This window comes from Nocardia sp. NPDC041819 (assembly GCF_055590505.1).
Map to the genome: position 1 here is coordinate 1,026,023 of NZ_JBVJAP010000001.1, position 17,711 is coordinate 1,043,733.

15 protein-coding genes and 1 pseudogene are annotated in these 17,711 nt (G+C 69.7%); 13 read left to right on the plus strand and 3 right to left on the minus strand.

The genetic code is table 11. The features are described from left to right. Positions 1 to 54 precede the first annotated feature (54 nt). Positions 55 to 2,007 carry a gamma-glutamyltransferase family protein gene (locus ACZ6DL_RS04930; protein WP_466049045.1) on the minus strand — a complete coding sequence of 651 codons (1,953 nt, stop codon included), beginning with the start codon at positions 2,005 to 2,007 and terminating at the stop codon, positions 55 to 57. 150 nt (positions 2,008 to 2,157) lie between these two features. Between ACZ6DL_RS04930 and ACZ6DL_RS04935 the strand changes: the two are divergent. The 10 genes and pseudogenes from ACZ6DL_RS04935 (at position 2,158) to ACZ6DL_RS04980 (ending at position 12,615) form a co-directional block, all read left to right on the plus strand. Further along, positions 2,158 to 2,846: pseudogene (locus ACZ6DL_RS04935) on the plus strand (HAD family hydrolase). 139 nt (positions 2,847 to 2,985) lie between these two features. Next, complete coding sequence (locus ACZ6DL_RS04940; protein ID WP_357954335.1) at positions 2,986 to 3,414, plus strand: hypothetical protein; 429 nt, start codon at positions 2,986 to 2,988, stop codon at positions 3,412 to 3,414. A 54-nt stretch (positions 3,415 to 3,468) separates the two neighbouring features. Continuing rightward, on the plus strand, positions 3,469 to 5,478 hold the full coding sequence (uvrC, locus tag ACZ6DL_RS04945) for an excinuclease ABC subunit UvrC (RefSeq protein WP_466049046.1): 2,010 nt from the start codon (positions 3,469 to 3,471) through the stop codon (positions 5,476 to 5,478). 113 nt (positions 5,479 to 5,591) lie between these two features. Next, positions 5,592 to 6,572: an RNase adapter RapZ gene (rapZ, locus tag ACZ6DL_RS04950; protein WP_040867487.1), complete on the plus strand. Its 981-nt coding sequence runs from the start codon at positions 5,592 to 5,594 to the stop codon at positions 6,570 to 6,572. Next, complete coding sequence (locus tag ACZ6DL_RS04955; protein WP_043693713.1) at positions 6,569 to 7,615, plus strand: gluconeogenesis factor YvcK family protein; 1,047 nt, start codon at positions 6,569 to 6,571, stop codon at positions 7,613 to 7,615. Before rapZ ends, ACZ6DL_RS04955 begins: the two co-directional genes overlap by 4 nt. After that, the gene (whiA, locus tag ACZ6DL_RS04960) at positions 7,606 to 8,589 is read left to right on the plus strand and encodes a DNA-binding protein WhiA (protein ID WP_043693711.1); all 984 of its coding nucleotides are present in this window, start codon (positions 7,606 to 7,608) and stop codon (positions 8,587 to 8,589) included. The genes ACZ6DL_RS04955 and whiA overlap by 10 nt, the downstream gene beginning before the upstream one ends. Before the next feature lie 206 nt (positions 8,590 to 8,795). Further along, the gene (gene gap, locus ACZ6DL_RS04965; protein WP_393229242.1) at positions 8,796 to 9,815 is read left to right on the plus strand and encodes a type I glyceraldehyde-3-phosphate dehydrogenase; all 1,020 of its coding nucleotides are present in this window, start codon (positions 8,796 to 8,798) and stop codon (positions 9,813 to 9,815) included. A gap of 5 nt (positions 9,816 to 9,820) precedes the next feature. Then, complete coding sequence (locus ACZ6DL_RS04970; RefSeq protein WP_466049048.1) at positions 9,821 to 11,035, plus strand: phosphoglycerate kinase; 1,215 nt, start codon at positions 9,821 to 9,823, stop codon at positions 11,033 to 11,035. Positions 11,036 to 11,037: 2 nt separating this feature from the next. After that, complete coding sequence (tpiA, locus tag ACZ6DL_RS04975) at positions 11,038 to 11,823, plus strand: triose-phosphate isomerase (protein ID WP_357032150.1); 786 nt, start codon at positions 11,038 to 11,040, stop codon at positions 11,821 to 11,823. A gap of 144 nt (positions 11,824 to 11,967) precedes the next feature. Next, positions 11,968 to 12,615, plus strand: a complete 648-nt coding sequence (locus tag ACZ6DL_RS04980; RefSeq protein ID WP_466049050.1) for a DUF1579 family protein — start codon at positions 11,968 to 11,970, stop codon at positions 12,613 to 12,615. A 6-nt stretch (positions 12,616 to 12,621) separates the two neighbouring features. Here ACZ6DL_RS04980 and ACZ6DL_RS04985 read toward each other — a convergent pair whose 3' ends face one another. Continuing rightward, a complete protein-coding gene (locus ACZ6DL_RS04985; RefSeq protein WP_466049051.1) occupies positions 12,622 to 13,404 on the minus strand; it encodes an META domain-containing protein in 783 nt (260 codons plus the stop codon). 288 nt (positions 13,405 to 13,692) lie between these two features. Here ACZ6DL_RS04985 and ACZ6DL_RS04990 point away from each other — a divergent pair, with 288 nt between their 5' ends. From ACZ6DL_RS04990 to secG, 3 genes are all read left to right on the plus strand, one after another. After that, on the plus strand, positions 13,693 to 14,637 hold the full coding sequence (locus ACZ6DL_RS04990; protein WP_466049053.1) for a DMT family transporter: 945 nt from the start codon (positions 13,693 to 13,695) through the stop codon (positions 14,635 to 14,637). Between the two features lie 10 nt (positions 14,638 to 14,647). Then, entirely contained in the window at positions 14,648 to 16,246 is a 1,599-nt protein-coding gene (locus ACZ6DL_RS04995; protein WP_466049054.1) for an MFS transporter, read from the plus strand. 71 nt (positions 16,247 to 16,317) lie between these two features. After that, the gene (gene secG, locus ACZ6DL_RS05000; protein ID WP_039798855.1) at positions 16,318 to 16,551 is read left to right on the plus strand and encodes a preprotein translocase subunit SecG; all 234 of its coding nucleotides are present in this window, start codon (positions 16,318 to 16,320) and stop codon (positions 16,549 to 16,551) included. Here the strand turns inward: secG and ACZ6DL_RS05005 are convergent. After that, positions 16,538 to 17,674 carry a YbfB/YjiJ family MFS transporter gene (locus ACZ6DL_RS05005; RefSeq protein ID WP_466049055.1) on the minus strand — a complete coding sequence of 379 codons (1,137 nt, stop codon included), beginning with the start codon at positions 17,672 to 17,674 and terminating at the stop codon, positions 16,538 to 16,540. The two genes, secG and ACZ6DL_RS05005, sit on opposite strands and share 14 nt — an antisense overlap. Positions 17,675 to 17,711 lie beyond the last annotated feature (37 nt).

The window sequence follows — 17,711 nt, forward strand, 5'->3', positions numbered from 1 at the left end:
TGAGCCGCACGGGCTCGCCGGGACTCTTCCCAGCGAGCCCGGGACCGGGTCGATTCAGTGGGTGTCGCCGAGGACCGCGCCTTCGCGGCGCGGGTCCGCACCGCCGATCCAGCCGTCCGCGCTGTTGCGTTTGAGGGCGCTCAGGCCGCTGGACTGCGGTGCGACCGAGACCTGATGGCCCAGCTCCCGCAGCCGCACCACGAGCGGGTCGTGGTCGCCGTTGTCGGTGGCGTTGATCGCCGGATGCTCACCGCCGACACCGGTGGACGGGCCGTTCCCGGCGCCGAACGCGACCGCGGAGACCGCCTGCTGCGGATCCAGGCCCCAGTCGAACATGTTGACCAGCGTCTTCACCACGAATTGGATGATCACCGAGCCGCCTGGCGAGCCCGCGACATGGGTCAGCTCGCCGCGCGAGCCGTCGGGGGCCTTGCCGAAGATCAGCGTCGGGCTCATCGAGCTGCGCGGGCGCTTGCCCGGCTGCACCCGGTTGGCCATCGGCACGCCGTCGGCGCCCAGCGGATCGGCGTTGAAGTCGGTGAGCTGATTGTTCAGCACGAAGCCGTCGACCAGATGGAACGAACCGAACGCCGACTCCACGGTGGTGGTCATCGCCGCGGCGTTGCCGTACTTGTCGACCACCGAGATGTGGCTGGTGCCGTGCTCGGGCGGTTGCGGACCCACACCGAGCGGCACGGGGCCGAAGTCACCCGGCTGCGCGGTGCCCATGCTGCGGTTCGGGTCGATGAGCCCGGCGCGCTGCCGCAGATAGTCGCGATTCAGCAGGGTTTGCGCCGAATTGCCGGGCAGCGGCACGAAATCCGTGTCGGCCACGTACTTGTTGCGATCGGCGTAGGCGAGGCGTTCGGCCTCGGAGATGAGGTGTACGGCCTGCGGGTTCGGCTTGCCGCCGTTGCGGTCGATGTTGTCCGGCCGCATGGTGGCCAGGTCGAAGTTCTCCAGGATGCCCAGGGTCGCGGCGACGGCGATGCCGCCCGACGAGGGACTGGGCATGCCGCAGATCTCGTGCTCGCGATAGCCCGTGCACAGCGCGGTGCGCTTCTTCGCCTGGTAACCGGCCAAGTCCTCGGTCGTGATCAGGCCGGGGGTGCGCCCGCCGGAGGATCGGCCCGCGGCCGCGGCGATGTCCCGGGCGATGGCGCCCGTATAGAAGGCCTGCGCGCCCTCGGTGGCGACGGCGCCGAGCGTCTTTGCCATGGCGGGGTTGGTGAGGACGGTGCCCGCGGTCTTCGGACTGCCGCCCTGCTCGAGGAAGTATGCCTTGGCGTCCTCGTCCGCGGCGAGGTCCTTGGCCGATTCCGCGATCTGCCCCGCGAGGCGGGGACTGATCGGGAAACCCTGATCGGCCAGTCCGATGGCCGGGTCGAACAGCTCGCGCCACGCGGTCTTGCCGTGGTCGCGGTGCGCCAGCTCGAGCATCCGCAGCACACCGGGGACGCCGATGGATCGGCCACTGGCCCGCGCGTTCGGTTTGGGCTCGGTGCGGTCGGTGTCGCTGATCCAGCGCAGATAGTTCTCGGTGGCCGCCGCGGGTGCCACCTCGCGCCCGTCGTAGGCGTCCACGGTCTTGGTGTTCGCGTCGTAGTAGAGCAGGAACGCGCCGCCACCGATACCGGAGGCCTGCGGTTCGACCAAACCGAGCACCGTCTGTGCCGCGATCAGCGCGTCCGCCGCGGTGCCGCCGTCGCGGAGGACCTCGCAGGCGGCTTTGGTCGACACCGGATTCGCCGTCGACACCGCGAAGGTATGCGTGCGCACCGGCGTCATGTTCGTGCGATAGCCGCTCGCTATTTCTGGGTTGGTGCTGAGATCCTTGGTGCCACCGCCCGCCGGTCCCGCCGCGGTGGCCGTCACCGGCGTGCCGTTCGGAACCGTCTCGCACACCCCGCCCGCCTGGCTTTCGCCGGACGAACACGCGGTGGCCATTCCGACGGTGAGTGCGAACGCCGCCGCGGCGGCGACCCGACTTCCTCGCTTGTGCCCCATGCCCGGACTCTAACCCCAGGCACCGGCAGCCGCGCCGGTTTCCTTCCCACGGACGAAATCGCCGTGGCCGCAGCGTGTGTCGAGGTCGTCCCGGTGCGACCGTCCCGCGCGAACCGGCGGCGCGATGCGAGCGGTCGGTAGGCTGGCCGGGTGGCGATCGAGGCGGTGCTGTTCGACTTCTCCGGGACCTTGTTCCGCCTGGAGGCCGACGAATCCTGGTACGCGGATCTGACCCGGCCGGATGGACGGGCGTTCGACGTGGACGAGAAGGCCGAGATCATGCGGCGGATGACGGCGCCGGTCGACCACATCGCGGAATTCGACGAAGAGACGCAATACGCGTGGGACCACCGTGACCTGGACCCGGCACTGCATCGCAAGGTGATGATGAAGGTGCTGCGCACGTCGGGTGTGCCCACCGACGAGAGGCCGAACGGCTGTACGCCCGGTTGCTCGACCCGTTGGAGTGGACGCCGTACCCGGACAGCGAGGCCGTCCTCGATCTGTTGGCCGCACAAGGCGTTCCGGTCGCGGTGGTGAGCAACATCCCGTTCGACATCCGTCCGTCGTTCGCCGCGCGCGGCTGGGATCGGCTGGTCGCCACGTTCACCCTCTCCTTCGAGGTCGGCGCCATGAAGCCCGCCCCGGAGATCTTCCATGTCGCGCTGCGCGATCTGGGCGTGCCCGCCGAGGCGGCGCTGATGATCGGTGACAGCGCCGAGGCCGACGGCGGCGCCGAGGCGCTGGGCAGCCGATTCGCGCTGGTGGAGGCCCTGCCCACCGGGGAGCGCCCGGACGCGCTGCTGGCCGCGCTGCGGCGGCACGGTCTCGTGGACTGACGCTCGCGGTCGGTCCGCGCCGCCACCGTCTGGTTCATTTGCCGAACTCCGAGTTGCGCGGGATGTCACCGTGTTACGGTGCGATTCCGGCGTATTCGCAGGATGTGCCGGAGGGTTCGGTACCAACGGAGGTACGGCTGTGAGCTCGGCGTTCTCCGGTGAGGAGTCGTCCGTCGGCGTGGAAACCGCCATGCCGGAGGCGGTTCGGGATGTGCGGGAAGCCGTCGCCGGGATGGCGGGATTCGGACTCGCCTATCCCGTCCTGATGAATCTGACGCGCGGTGGCGACGCGGCCGCCACGGCGTCCACCCAGTTCTGCGTGGCGTGGGCACTGGGTCTGCTCGTGCTCGGATTCGCGGAGGGCGCGCCCGCCGTGCGCAAGCTGACGATCGGGCTGGCACTCCTGCAGGCGGTCGTCGGATGCTGGGCGATCAGGGACTCGGCGACCGTTCCGCCCGTCGTCGCCATCGTCGCGGCGGCGTATTCGCTCGCCACCTCGGCTGCCGTCGTGTACCTGCTGTGCCGCCCGGAAGCCAAGGCGTGGTTCGGGGTCCCGGGGTCCGGATAGTCACGCGCGGCCGCCGTCGGCCGGGCTGTCGGTCGCGGTCGATACGCTGGATGGGTGGCAGATCCAGCGACGTACCGGCCCGCGCCGGGCACGATTCCCGTCGAACCAGGTGTCTACAAATTCCGGGACGCCCATCGGCAGGTCATCTACGTCGGCAAGGCAAAGAGCCTGCGCAGCAGACTGAACTCGTATTTCGCCGACGTCGCCGGCCTGCATCCGCGCACCAGGCAGATGGTCACCACGGCCGCGAGCGTGGAATGGACGGTCGTCTCCACCGAGGTGGAGGCGTTGCAGCTGGAATACAACTGGATCAAGGAATTCGATCCCCGCTTCAACGTCCGCTACCGCGACGACAAGTCCTACCCGGTGCTCGCGGTCACCTTGAACGAGGAGTACCCGCGGCTGTTCGTCTACCGCGGCGCGCGCCGCAAAGGGGTGCGCTACTTCGGCCCGTTCGCGCATGCCTGGGCCATCCGCGAGACGCTCGATCTGCTGCTGCGGGTGTTTCCCGCGCGCACCTGCTCCAACGGGGTCTTCCGGCGGCACCACCAGATCGGGCGTCCCTGCCTGCTCGGCTATATCGACAAGTGCTCGGCGCCGTGCGTCGGGCGGGTGAGTGCCGAGGAGCACCGCGCCATCGTCGAGGACTTCTGCGACTTCCTCGCAGGCCGTACCGATCGGTTGGTCCGCGAACTGGAGCGCCGCATGCACGACGCCGCGGAAGACCTGGATTTCGAGGCCGCCGCCCGGCTGCGCGACGACGTGCAGGCGCTGCGCCGCGCGCTGGAGAAGCAGGCGGTGGTGCTGGGCACGGGCACCGACGCCGACGTCATCGCCTTCGCCGCCGACGAGCTGGAGGTGGCGGTGCAGGTCTTCCATGTGCGGGACGGCCGGGTGCGCGGCCAGCGCGGGTGGGTGGTCGACAAGTCGGGTGACGCGGTCGACGTCCCGGAGGCGGGCGGTGAGCTCGCCGCGCTGGTCGAGCAGTTCCTCACCCAGTTCTACGGCGAGCAGGTCACGGTGGCCGAGCAGTCCGCCGACGAGTTGCTCGCCACCGTGGTGCCCCGCGAAGTGCTCGTGCCCGAGCTGCCGGCCGATATCGAGCAGGTCCAGCAGTGGCTGTCCGGCCTGCGCGGCTCGGCGGTGAAGGTGCGGGTGCCCCAGCGCGGGGACAAGAAGGCGCTCGCCGAGACCGTGCAGCGCAACGCGATGGAGGCGCTGGCCCAGCACAAGCTCAAGCGGGCGGGCGATCTGACCTCGAGATCGCAAGCGCTGCAAGAGATCCAGGACGCCTTGGAACTCGACACCGCGCCGCTGCGTATCGAGTGCGTCGACGTCAGTCACGTGCAGGGGACCGACGTGGTCGCCTCGCTGGTGGTCTTCGAGGACGGTCTGGCCCGCAAGTCCGATTACCGCCACTACACGATCCGGGAAGCGGCGGGCGACGGCCGTTCCGATGACGTCGGCAGCATCGCCGAGGTGACCCGCCGCCGGTTCCTCAAGCTGCGCCGTGAGCGCGACATGATCGAGCAGGACGATCTCGCCGCGACCGGAAGCGACGACGACGCGCTCGACCTCACCTCCCGTCCGGGTATCGATCCCCGCACGGGCCGCCCGCGCAAGTTCTCCTATCCTCCCAATCTGTTCGTCGTCGACGGCGGCGCGCCCCAGGTCGCCGCGGCCGCCGAGGTGCTCGACGAGCTGGGCATCACCGATGTCGCGGTGATCGGCCTGGCCAAACGGCTCGAGGAGGTGTGGGTGCCCGGCGAGAGCGACCCGGTGATCCTGCCGCGCAACAGCGAGGCGCTCTACCTGCTGCAACGGGTGCGCGACGAGGCGCACCGCTTCGCGATCACCTTCCATCGCAGCAAGCGCTCACGCCGGATGACCGCCTCGGCCCTGGACTCGGTGCCGGGGCTCGGCACGGCGCGCCGGACCGCGCTGGTCACCCATTTCGGATCGGTCGCCAAGCTGAAGCAGGCCACGGTCGAGGAGATCACCGAGGTGCCCGGAATCGGGATGGCGACCGCGAAAGCGGTCCTTGCGGCGCTCGAGTCCGAATAGACAGTCGACAGTGCACCGGAAATTTCGGTATCGCGTACGTTGTGTGTCTGCGGCCGATACCTGAACCGGTGCGCGATGATCGGAAGGCACCCCAGACACGGATCCGGTAGGACATGACACGCGTCGAATCGAACAGCAGTGCGGGCAGTCCGCCGACGAGTGCGGGACGAGTGGCTTCGTCCGGCGCCGTCGGCGGAGCGAATCCGCAGGTCGAGGTCGTGATCGTGACCGGGCTCTCGGGCGCGGGCCGCGGCACAGCCGCCCGCGTACTCGAGGACCTCGGCTGGTACGTGGCCGACAACCTGCCGCCCGAGCTGTTCGGGCGGATGGTGGAACTCGGTGCGTCCGCGAAGCCGCCGATCCGCCGTCTCGCGCTGGTCATGGACGTGCGCAGCCGGTTCTTCACCGGCGATCTCTCGGTGGTCACCGAGCAGCTGCGGATCCTCGGCGTGCGCACCAGGGTCCTGTTCCTCGAGGCCTCCGACGACGTGCTGATCCGCCGCTTCGGCTTCGCCCGGCGCAGGCATCCGCTACAGAGCGAGAGCAAGGACGGCACGTTGTCGGCGGGTATCGCCGCCGAGCGGGTGCGGCTGTCCGCCGTGAAGGCCGCCGCCGACCTGGTGATCGACACCACCGAGCTGTCCATCCATCAGTTGCACCGCAAGATGGAGGAGGCCTACGGCGGCGGCGCGCCCAGCGCGTTGCAACTCACCGTGCAGTCGTTCGGCTTCAAGTACGGGGTTCCGCTGGACGCCGACATGGTGTTGGATGTGCGTTTTCTACCCAATCCGCATTGGATACCGGAGTTGCGGGAACACACCGGTCAGGAGACGGTGGTCAGCGAGTACGTGTTGTCGCGCCCCGGCGCGGACGATTATCTGCGTACCTGCCACCACCTGGTCGAGCTGACCACGAACGGTTACCGCCAAGAGGGGAAGCGATACATGACGGTCGCAGTGGGCTGCACCGGAGGCAAGCACCGGAGCGTCGCGATTGCCGAGGCACTGGGCGAGTTGATGAGTGAGGTCACCGGTGGGCCGGAGGAGTCCGCCGACGTGGTCCGGGTCGTCCATCGAGACCTGGGGCGCGAATGACCGGTTGGGAATCCAATCCCAGCATCGTCGCGCTGGGTGGTGGACATGGGCTGTACGCGACACTGACCGCGGTGCGGCGGCTGACCAGGAAGATCTGCGCGGTGGTCACCGTCGCCGACGACGGCGGCTCCTCGGGCCGGCTACGCGCCGAGCTGGGGGTGCTGCCGCCGGGGGATCTCCGGATGGCGCTTGCGGCCCTGGCCGCGGACGCCGACGGTGTCTGGACGCAGACCGTCCAGCATCGTTTCGGCGGCACCGGCGCGCTGGCCGGGCATTCCGTGGGCAATCTGATCCTGGCCGGGCTCACCGAGGTGCTCGGCGATCCGGTCGCCGCGCTCGACGAAGTCGCCCGCATGTTGCGCATCACCGGACGAGTGCTCCCCATGTCGCCGATCGCGCTGGACATCGAGGCGGATGTGTCTGGGCTGGAGGCGGATCCACGGGTGAGCCGTTGCATTCGCGGCCAAGTTGCCATCGCGACCACGCCGGGTAAGGTGCGGCGGGTGCGGCTGATTCCGTCCGACCCACCGGCCAGTCCGGAGGCGACCTCGGCGATCGAACACGCGGATGTCGTGGTGCTCGGGCCGGGATCGTGGTTCACCAGCGTGATTCCGCACGTCCTCGTTCCGGAGCTACGGGAAGCCCTGGTGTACACCAGGGCCCGGAAAGTCCTCGTGCTCAATCTCGCCGCGGAGCCGGGGGAGACCGCCGGGTTCTCCGCAGAGCGGCATTTGCATGTATTGTCCCAGCACGCACCGGAATTCGTCGTCGACGAGGTGCTGGTCGACTCCGGCTCGGTGCCGGAGGGTCGTGAACGGGAACATGTGGCCAGGGCTGCCGAACAGTTGCGGGCACGAGTAACGTTCTCCGATGTCGCCGAAGCGGGAACGGACCGGCATCACCCCGGAAAGCTTGCCGCCGCACTGGATCAACTGATCCGGCAACCTCGGCCGCAAATGGCAGGGCTTCGAGTCGAGGGACGGCACATGGGCCAGGATGTGCGTTCCGGGTTGGGTGGAAAGGAGCGCGTCCCGTGGCGATGACAGCCGATGTGAAAGACGAGCTGAGCAGGCTCACGGTGTCGCAGGTGAGTTCCCGCAAGGCGGAACTGTCCGCTCTGCTGCGTTTCGCGGGCGGCCTGCACATCGTCGGCGGCCGGGTGATCGTCGAGGCCGAGGTGGACATGGGGTCCATCGCGCGCAGGCTGCGCCGGGAGATCTTCGAGCTCTACGGTTACGGCTCCGACGTGCACGTGCTCGGCGCGGGCGGACTGCGCAAAACCTCCCGGTACGTGGTGCGCGTCTCCAAGGAGGGCGAGGCGCTGGCTCGGCAGACCGGTCTGCTCGACGTGCGGGGCCGTCCGGTGCGCGGCCTGCCCGCGCAGGTGGTCGGCGGCAGCATCGCCGATGCCGAAGCCGCTTGGCGCGGTGCGTTTCTCGCGCACGGCTCGCTCACCGAACCCGGACGCTCCTCGGCGCTCGAGGTCAGCTGCCCCGGACCCGAGGCGGCGCTGGCGCTGGTCGGCGCGGCCCGGCGGCTCGGCATCACGGCCAAGGCCCGCGAGGTGCGCGGCACCGACCGCGTGGTGGTGCGCGACGGTGAGGCGATCGGCGCGCTGCTGACCAGGATGGGCGCGCACGGCACCCGGATGGTCTGGGAGGAACGCAGGCTGCGCCGCGAAGTGCGCGCGACCGCGAATCGCCTGGCCAATTTCGACGACGCCAATCTGCGCCGCTCGGCGCGTGCCGCGGTCGCCGCCGCGGCGCGGGTGGAACGCGCGCTGGAGATCCTCAGCGACGATGTGCCCGATCATCTCGCCGCCGCGGGCCGGCTGCGCGTGCAGCACCGGCAGGCGTCGCTGGAGGAACTCGGCCAGCTCGCCGACCCGCCGATGACGAAAGACGCTGTCGCGGGCCGCATCCGGCGGCTGCTGTCGATGGCCGACCGGCGCGCCAAGGAACTGGGCGTTCCGGACACCGAATCGGCCGTCACGGCCGAACTGCTCGACGAAGCCTGAGCCCGCGCTCCGGACGTTCGCCGCGATCCCCGCGACTGGGCCAGTCGCGGGGATCGCGGCGTTTCGACTGCGGGAATCGTGTTGGTCGGGCGTCTGACCAGGCATCCCGTCTCGGCGAATGCCAGGTGCGTGTCGGCGAGGTCACGGCAGGACGTTAGTGTGAGTGGGCATCGGAATGATCCGCTGGAAAGTTGAGGAGCGATAACGTGACTGTCCGGGTAGGCATCAACGGCTTCGGTCGTATCGGACGTAACTTCTTCCGGGCGGTGGAGGCGCAGAAGGCGCTCGGCACCACCGACATCGAGATCGTCGCGGTCAACGACCTCACCGACAACGCGACCCTCGCGACCCTGCTCAAGTACGACTCGATCCTGGGCCGTCTGCCCCAGGACGTCTCGCTCGACGGCGACGACACCATCGTGGTGGGCGACCAGCGGATCAAGGCGCTGGCGATCAAGGAAGGCCCCGCCGCGCTGCCCTGGGGCGACCTGGGTGTCGACGTGGTGGTCGAGTCCACCGGCATCTTCACCGATGCCACCAAGGCCAAGGGTCACCTCGCCGCGGGCGCCAAGAAGGTCATCATCTCCGCCCCGGCCAAGGGCGAGGACATCACCATCGTCATGGGCGTCAACGACGACAAGTACGACGGCAGCCAGAACATCATCTCCAACGCGTCCTGCACCACCAACTGCCTGGGCCCGCTGGCCAAGGTGCTCAACGACGAGTTCGGCATCGAGCACGGCCTGATGACCACCATCCATGCCTACACCCAGGACCAGAACCTGCAGGACGGCCCGCACAGCGACCTGCGTCGCGCCCGCGCCGCCGCGCTGAACATCGTGCCCACCGGCACCGGCGCCGCGAAGGCCATCGGCCTGGTGCTGCCCGAGCTGCAGGGCAAGCTGGACGGCTACGCGCTGCGCGTGCCGGTCCCGACGGGCTCGGTCACCGACCTGACCGCGACGCTGCGCAAGTCGGCCTCGGTCGAGGAGATCAACGCCGCCTACAAGGCCGCCGCGGAAGGCCCGCTGAAGGGCATCCTGAAGTACAACACCGACCCGATCGTCTCCAGCGACATCGTCACCGACCCGGCCTCGTCGATCTACGACGCGCCGCTGACCAAGGTGATCGACAACCAGGTCAAGGTCGTGTCCTGGTACGACAACGAATGGGGCTACTCGAACCGTCTCGCCGATCTCATCGGCCTCGTCGGCAAGTCGCTCTGACGCGCATGGCTGTCAAGACACTCGCGGATCTGCTCGGCGAGGGCGTCGAGGGCCGGGGCGTGCTGGTGCGCTCCGACCTGAACGTCCCCCTCGACGACCAGGGACAGATCACCGATCCCGGCCGTATCATCGCCTCGGCGCCGACCATCAAGGCACTCGCCGAGGCAGGCGCCAAGGTTGTCGTCACCGCGCACCTCGGCCGCCCGAAGGGTGCACCGGACCCGAAGCTCTCGCTGGCGCCGGTGGCCGCCCGCCTCGCCGAGGAACTGGGCCGCAATGTCCAGCTCGCCGGTGACGTGGTGGGCCAGGACGCGCTCGCGCGGTCGGAGGGCCTCACCGACGGCGACGTGCTGCTGCTGGAGAACATCCGGTTCGACGCGCGCGAGACCAGCAAGGACGACGCCGACCGGGCCAAGCTGGCCGCGGCGCTGGTCGAGCTGGTCGGCGACGACGGCGCGTTCGTCTCCGACGGTTTCGGCGTGGTGCACCGCAAGCAGGCGTCGGTGTACGACGTCGCCGAACTGCTGCCGCACTACGCGGGCACGCTGGTCGCGGCCGAGGTCGAGGTGCTGGCCAAGCTGACCGAGAACCCGGACCGGCCGTACGCGGTGGTGCTCGGCGGTTCCAAGGTCTCCGACAAGCTGGCGGTCATCGAGGCGCTCGCGCCGAAGGTCGACACCCTGGTGATCGGCGGCGGCATGTGCTTCACCTTCCTTGCCGCACAGGGCCTTTCGGTGGGCGACTCGCTTCTGCAGGAGGAGATGGTGGACACCTGCAAGCAGCTGCTCGAGCAGTACGCCGACGTCATCCACCTGCCTCGCGACATCGTGGTGGCCGACAAGTTCGCCGCCGACGCGGAGTCGAAGGTGGTACCCGCGCACGAGATCCCGGACGGCTGGCTGGGTCTGGACGTGGGCCCGGACTCGGTGCACCGCTTCGCGGTCCTGCTGACCGAGGCGCGGACCGTCTTCTGGAACGGGCCGATGGGCGTGTTCGAGTTCGAGAAGTTCGCCGCGGGCACCCGCGGGGTCGCCGAGGCAATCGTGACCGCCACCGGCAAGGGCGCGTTCACCGTGGTCGGCGGCGGCGATTCGGCCGCGGCTGTGCGGGCGCTCGGCCTGCCGGAGGACGGCTTCTCGCACATCTCCACCGGTGGCGGCGCGTCGCTGGAGTACCTGGAGGGCAAAGAGCTCCCCGGCATCGCGGTGTTGGAGGACTGAGCATGGCACGTAAACCGCTCATCGCGGGCAACTGGAAGATGAACCTCAATCACCTCGAGGCCATCGCCCTGGTGCAGAAGATCGCGTTCGCGCTGCCGGAGAAGTACTTCGACAAGGTGGACGTCGCGGTGATCCCGCCGTTCGTCGACCTGCGCAGCGTGCAGACGCTGGTCGAAGGCGACAAACTCCTGCTCACCTACGGCGGCCAGGACGTCTCGGTGCACGAGGCGGGCGCCTACACCGGTGAGATCAGCGCGAGCATGCTCGCCAAGCTGGGCTGCACCTTCGTCGTGGTCGGGCACTCCGAGCGGCGGCAGTACCACAACGAGGACGACGCCACCGTGCTGGCCAAGGCCAAGCAGGCGTTGAAGCACGGGATCACCCCGATCGTGTGCATCGGCGAAGGCTTGAACGTCCGCGAGGCGGGAACGCACGTCGAGTACAACCTCGAGCAACTGCGCGGATCGCTGAAAGGCCTTTCGGCGGAGGAGATCTCGAAGATCGTCATCGCCTACGAGCCGGTGTGGGCGATCGGCACCGGCAAGGTCGCCACCCCCGCCGACGCGCAGGAGGTCTGCGGCGCGATTCGCGGGGAGCTGGAAAAGCTCGCCTCGCCGGAAGTCGCGGCAGAGGTGCGCGTGCTCTACGGCGGATCGGTGAACGCCAAGAACGTCGGAGAACTGGTCGCCCAGAGCGACATCGACGGCGCATTGGTGGGCGGCGCTTCGCTCAAGGGTGACGAATTCGCCACGCTCTCCGCGATCGCCGCGGGCGGCCCCCTGCCCTGACCCGGGTCCGACGCGCGACAGCCCGGTATCGCTTCCCGCGGTACCGGGCTGTGCCGTATACGCCGAGAGCGATCACGGATGCCGCGCGAGCGGGAATCGTGCGATGATGTCGCAGCTCTATCCCCCGGCACCGCAAGGATTTTCGTGTCTCTTCGCAAGATGTACACCGCACTTCCGGTCGCGCTGCTCGCGCTGGCCGCTCTTGTCGGTTGTTCCGACGACTCGTCCCGCGAGCACGCGGGGCACGACGCGGCATCGAGCACTGTTGCGGCGGCGGTCGACCCGGAGCGGCAGGACGCGGGGCATCGCAGACTGAATCAGCTCGTCGGGACGTGGAAGGGCGACAAATCCACCTTCGTCGCTGGTGGCACGGCGGACAACCCGGTCCGACGGGAGATCGTCTCGCACTGGGAATGGATCGCCGAGACCGGCAACAACTTCTTGCGGGAGGAAGCCGAGGACGTCCACGGCAGCAGCGCGTACTACCGGCTCGGGCTCCTCGGATTCGGACCGACCGACAACCGCTACGAATGGACGACCGTCGACAGCGTCACGCCGATGACCATGAGCTACAAGGGCGCCAAGGGGAGCGGCACCGACCCCGACATAGTGATGGCCGGTGAATTCACCGATCCGGGCGTGCTCGGCGCGCAGTTCGCAGGCAAGACGATCCCGATGCGCACGGTGATCCGGCTGGAGTCGGCCGACCGGGTGATCATGGAGATCTACTTCACGCCGCCCGGAGCGGCGGAGCTGGTCGCCGACCGCGTCGTGCTCACCAGGCAGAAGTAGCAGGCTTCACTGCGCGTGCAGGACCAGACCCGCGCCGTTGTCGTTGCGCAGGGTCAGCGTGTCGGCGTCCACCGTGGCGGTCGCCGTGCCGTCCAGGGTTCTCAACACGGCTTGCTCGACCTCCATCACCTCCGGCGAGCACAGCATCTTCGTGGTGGCGATCCGGAAGGTGATCCGGGTGCCGGACACCTGGGCGCCGCCGGTCATGCGATTGCACCCGGCGCCGCCGGAGACGCTGTCGTCCTCGGCGATGGTGAGCGTCGGCTGCGCCTCGTCGAGGGCGCGCGAACGGATCTGGCTGTTGTCCGTGATGAGCGCGGTGACCAGCCAAGGCGTGCCCACGATCGGTTTGTCCGGCTGGGCGACCTTCTTGTCGATCAAGCTCACCGTGCGGTCGGGGCTGTGCAGGGTGAGCCGCGAGTCGTCCAGCCGCCAAGTGGGCTGTGAGTTCAGCAGGCCGCTGAGCCACTCGTCGGCGCCGCGCCGATCGTCCTCGCAGGCCATCAGGGTGGTGGCCAGACCGGAGACGTGCAGCACCTGATCGTCCAAGGAGGCCGCGCCGGTGAACTTGTTGCATCCCGCGTCGGCCGCTACCCGGCCCTCGGTGAAGCTGATGGTCAGCGGCCCGCCGCCGGGAATCGGGGTGCCTTCGACGCCGGTGGAGAGAAATGTGCGGCCCATCGGGGTCGGCTCGTCGGCGCTGCGGTCGGGCTCACCGCTCGAACACGCCGCCACCGTGCAGAGGGCGAGCAAGACGAGCGGTCCTGATCGCGCGAAGAGTGCCGCCATGCGGCGATGTTACCGACGACCGGCCGCGCCACCGAGGTCGCGTCGGTCGCCACGGGCTGCCGGTGAACTCGCCCGCCGCCGGAATCAAGACTCATGGGATGACTCACTCGGCCCCGTATTAGTATCTGTGCCGTGCACCGGTGCTTCCCGATCACTCCGCCGCCCGCTTCCTGAGCGAGGTGTAGGCATCCAGCGCGCCGCCGAACGGGTGAGCGCGCTCCTTTCGGCAGCACTGTGCACCTCGCTTCCGCGACCCAATCCCTTCTTGTCGCAGGAGCGCGATCTCTCATGTCCTTCACTGTGTCCACTGCCGCCCGTCCCGGGCTGGTCTACCTCGTCGGCGCCGGTCTCCTATGGGGCACCGGCGGTCTGCTCGGCACGTTGGTGCACCGGGCCACCGGCTTGTCACCCGTCTCGGTGGCCACTTGCCGGCTCGCCGTCGGCGGGCTGCTCCTGGTAGTTCTGCTCGCGGGCACGCGGCGGCCGTGGCCGCGAGGCCCGTTGGCCTGGCGCCGGATCGGCGCGGTCGCCGTGCTCGCGGCGGCGTTCCAGGCGACCTACTTCGGCGCGGTCGCCGCCTCCTCGGTCAGCCTCGCGACATTGATCACGATCGGTATGTCGCCGGTGGTCGTCGCCGGGTTGGAGCATGTCACCGGACGCCACGCGGTGGACCGTCGCCGCGCGGCGACGATCGGCATCGCGGTGTGCGGACTGGCCTTGCTGGTCGGTACGCCGAGCGGTGCCCGCGGTGTGCACGGATTGCTGGTGGGCGCGGCGTTCGCGGCGGTGGCCGCCGCGGCCTTCGCGATGGTCACCGTCCTCAACGCCGTGCCGGTGCCCGGGCTCGACGCGATGACCACCACCGGCCTCGGGTTCACCGGAGGCGCGCTACTGCTGGCGCCACTCGCGGCCACGAGCGGGCTGGCGTTCGACCCGACGCCCGGCAGCATCGCGCTGGTCCTGGTGCTGGGGCTCGCGCCCACCGCGGTCGCCTATACGTTGTACTTCCGCGGCCTCTCGGACACCGGTCCGGGGATCGCCGCGGTACTTTCGCTGCTGGAACCGCTCACGGGAGCGGCGCTTGCGGCGGTGATCCTCGGCGAACGCCTCACGGCGGCGGGCCTGGCGGGAGCCGCGCTGCTGATCGTGGCGTTGCTGCTGGCCGCGACAGCGGCGCGTCCGGCGGTCCTGAGGCCGGACGCGGCGTCGGGGCGGGGGCAGCGCCGCGACTAAGCTTCGGCGAGTGACGATAGCCGCGACGACCCCGATTTCCACTTGGGCGCCGCTGCGTTCACCGGTGTACCGCGCGCTGTGGGTGGCGCAGCTGGTGTCGAATCTCGGCACCTGGATGCAGACCGTCGGCGCGCAGTGGATCATGGTCGACCAGCCCAACGCGGCGGCGCTGGTGTCGTTCGTGCAGACCGCCATCACGCTGCCGGTGATGCTGCTGGCCATCCCGTCCGGGGTGCTCGCCGATCTCGTGGACCGGCGCAGGCTGCTGCTCGGCGCCCAGTCCGCGATGGCGGCGCTGGCCGCGCTGCTCACCGTGTCGACCGCGACGGGTCACACCACCCCCGGCGTGCTGCTCACCTTGTTGTTCCTGCTCGGTTGCGGGCAGGCGCTGACCGCGCCGGCCTGGCAGGCGATCCAGCCCGAACTGGTCTCGCGCGAGCAGATCCCGGCGGCCTCCGCGTTGGGCAGCATGAACATCAATATCGGCAGGGCGGTCGGTCCCGCGCTGGCCGGCGCGCTGGTCTCGTTGTCCGGGCCGACGCTGGTGTTCGCGCTGAACGCCGTGTCGTTCGTGGGGATCGTCGCCGTCCTGACGGTCTGGCGCAGGCCGGCGATCGATCGGCGCCTGCCCACCGAGCGCCCGCTGGCGGCATTGCAGGCGGGCACCCGGTTCATCCGCGCGGCGCCCGCGATCCGCCGGGTGCTGCTGCGGTCGATCCTGTTCATCGCACCCGCGAGCGCGGTCTGGGCGCTGCTGCCGGTGATCGCGCGCGACCGGCTCGCGCTGTCGTCGTCCGGGTACGGCCTGATGCTCGGGGCGCTCGGCGTCGGCGCGGTGCTCGGCGCGGCGATGCTGTCCCGGTTGCGGGCATGGCTCACCCCGACGCAGCGGCTCACCATCGCCGCGATCCTGTTCGGGTCGGCGACGGCGGGCACCGCGCTGTTGCGCGTGGTGCCGGTGGTATTGGTGCTGCTGGTCTTCGCGGGACTGGCGTGGCTGCTGGCGATGTCCACGATGAACTCGACCATGCAGCTGCTGCTGCCCGCCTGGGTGCGTGCGCGCGGGTTGTCGGTGTATCTGCTGGTCTTCATGGGCGGCCAGGCGATCGGCTCGCTGGTCTGGGGCCTGGTCGCCGGCGCGATCGGCTCGGTACCCGCGCTGCTGTGGGCCACGGCGCTGCTCGCGTTCTGCGCGGTGAGCACGGTGTGGCTGCCCATCCGGAACGATCCCGAGGTGCTCGACCTGACGCCCTCGGCGTTCTGGCCGGAGCCGCAACTGGCGGTGGAACCCGATCCCGACGACGGTCCGGTGCTGATCCTGCGCAGCTACGACGTGCCGCCGGAAGACGTCGAGGAATTCCTCGCCGCCATGGCCTTCGTCGGCCGGTCCCGGCAGCGCACCGGCGCGATGGAATGGCGCCTGTATCGCGACGTCGGGGTGATCGATCGTTATGTCGAGGCGTTCGTCGTGCGGTCCTGGGCCGAGCACATGCACCAGCACCAGGTCCGGCTCACCGCGCAGGATCAGCTGCGGGAAGAGGCCGTCGCGAAGTTCGGCGCCGTCGAGGGGGAGCAGGTCACCCACCTCGTGGCGGTCGACCGGCGCTAGGGCGGTGCCCTGCGCGCGGCTGCCGAGTGCCTGATTCGGTGCGGTCGCCTCGACCGCATACACTGTCCGGCATGCGGATGTTCCTGGATATCCTCCTGATCATCACCAGCGTGCTGCTGGTGCTGCTGGTGCTGCTGCACCGCGCCAAGGGTGGAGGTCTGTCCAGCTTGTTCGGCGGCGGCGTGCAGTCCAGCCTGTCCGGGTCCACCGTCGTGGAGAAGAACCTCGACCGCGTCACCATCTTCACCGGCGTCATCTGGTTGATCGCCATTCTCGGCATCGGCCTCGAGATCAAGTTCGCCTGATCCCGGCGGTCACCACGCCCGCCGTGAGCGTCGCCGCGCCGAGCACGACCGCGGCGATGACGAACGCGGCGGGATAGGACGTCCCGAGCACCGGGGCCACCGCCACCGGCCCGAGGATCTGTCCCGCCCCGTACCCCGCGGTCAGCGGCGCCGCCGCGGCACCCTCGGTCAACTCGGCGCCGACTCGCATCGCGAGCATGACGATTCCGACGAACGTCCCGCCGAACAGCGCCGCGGCCGTCACAGCGGCCCAGATCGCACCGGATACGGCCGGGAGCACCGCCGAGACACACTGCGCCCCCAGCACGACGGGTAACAGGAGCGCCGGAGGCCGGCGCCGCGCGGCCCCGGCCCAGAGCACGGTCGAGACCGCCGCCGCCGCGCCGACGACGATCCACATCGCCGAACCGGTCACCGGCCCGCGTTCCGCGCTCACCGCCGCTACCAGGAAGGTGCCGATCACGATGTACCCGAGGCCTTCGAGGAAGTAGGCGACGAGCAGCGCACGCCAAGCGCGCAGGACCCGTGCCGCTCCGCGTGACACGCGCTGCCCCGGACGGATGTCGAGGCGCCGGACGGGAATCAGGAGCGCCGCGGTGAGCGCCGCGGAGATCAGCCATAGAGCCTGCCACGACACCACCGGCCGCAACGCGAGCACCAGCAGGCCGGTCCACGCGATGCCGAATCCGATGCCGCCGAAGACGATTCCCGCCGAGTGCCTGCCGCTGCCGGGTCGGCTCGCGAAACGCGCGCAGGCAACGAAGATCACCGCACTGGCCACGCCCGCGACCAGGCGCAGGAGGGCCGGCAGCAGGATCGGCCCCGGTGCCGCCATGAGCGCTTCGCTCGCGATCAACAGTCCTGCCGACGCCAGGAAGATCGTGCGGCGGCCGAGCTGGGGGCGCCAGGTCAGCAGCAGCGCGCCGAGCAGATAACCGGCGTAGTTCGCGGTCGCGATCAGGGCGCCGTCGTGCGCGGTGAGGCGCTGCGCGTCGACCATGAGCGGCAGCAAGGGGGTGTAGACGAAGCGCCCGACGCCCATCGCGGCCGCCAGGCCGGATGCCGCGGCCACCGCGGGTGCGAGGCCACGGCGCGGGGGCCCGGCGAGGACAACAGTGGTCACCGCTCGACCGTACGAGACCGGGGGCAGCGTGCGGAAA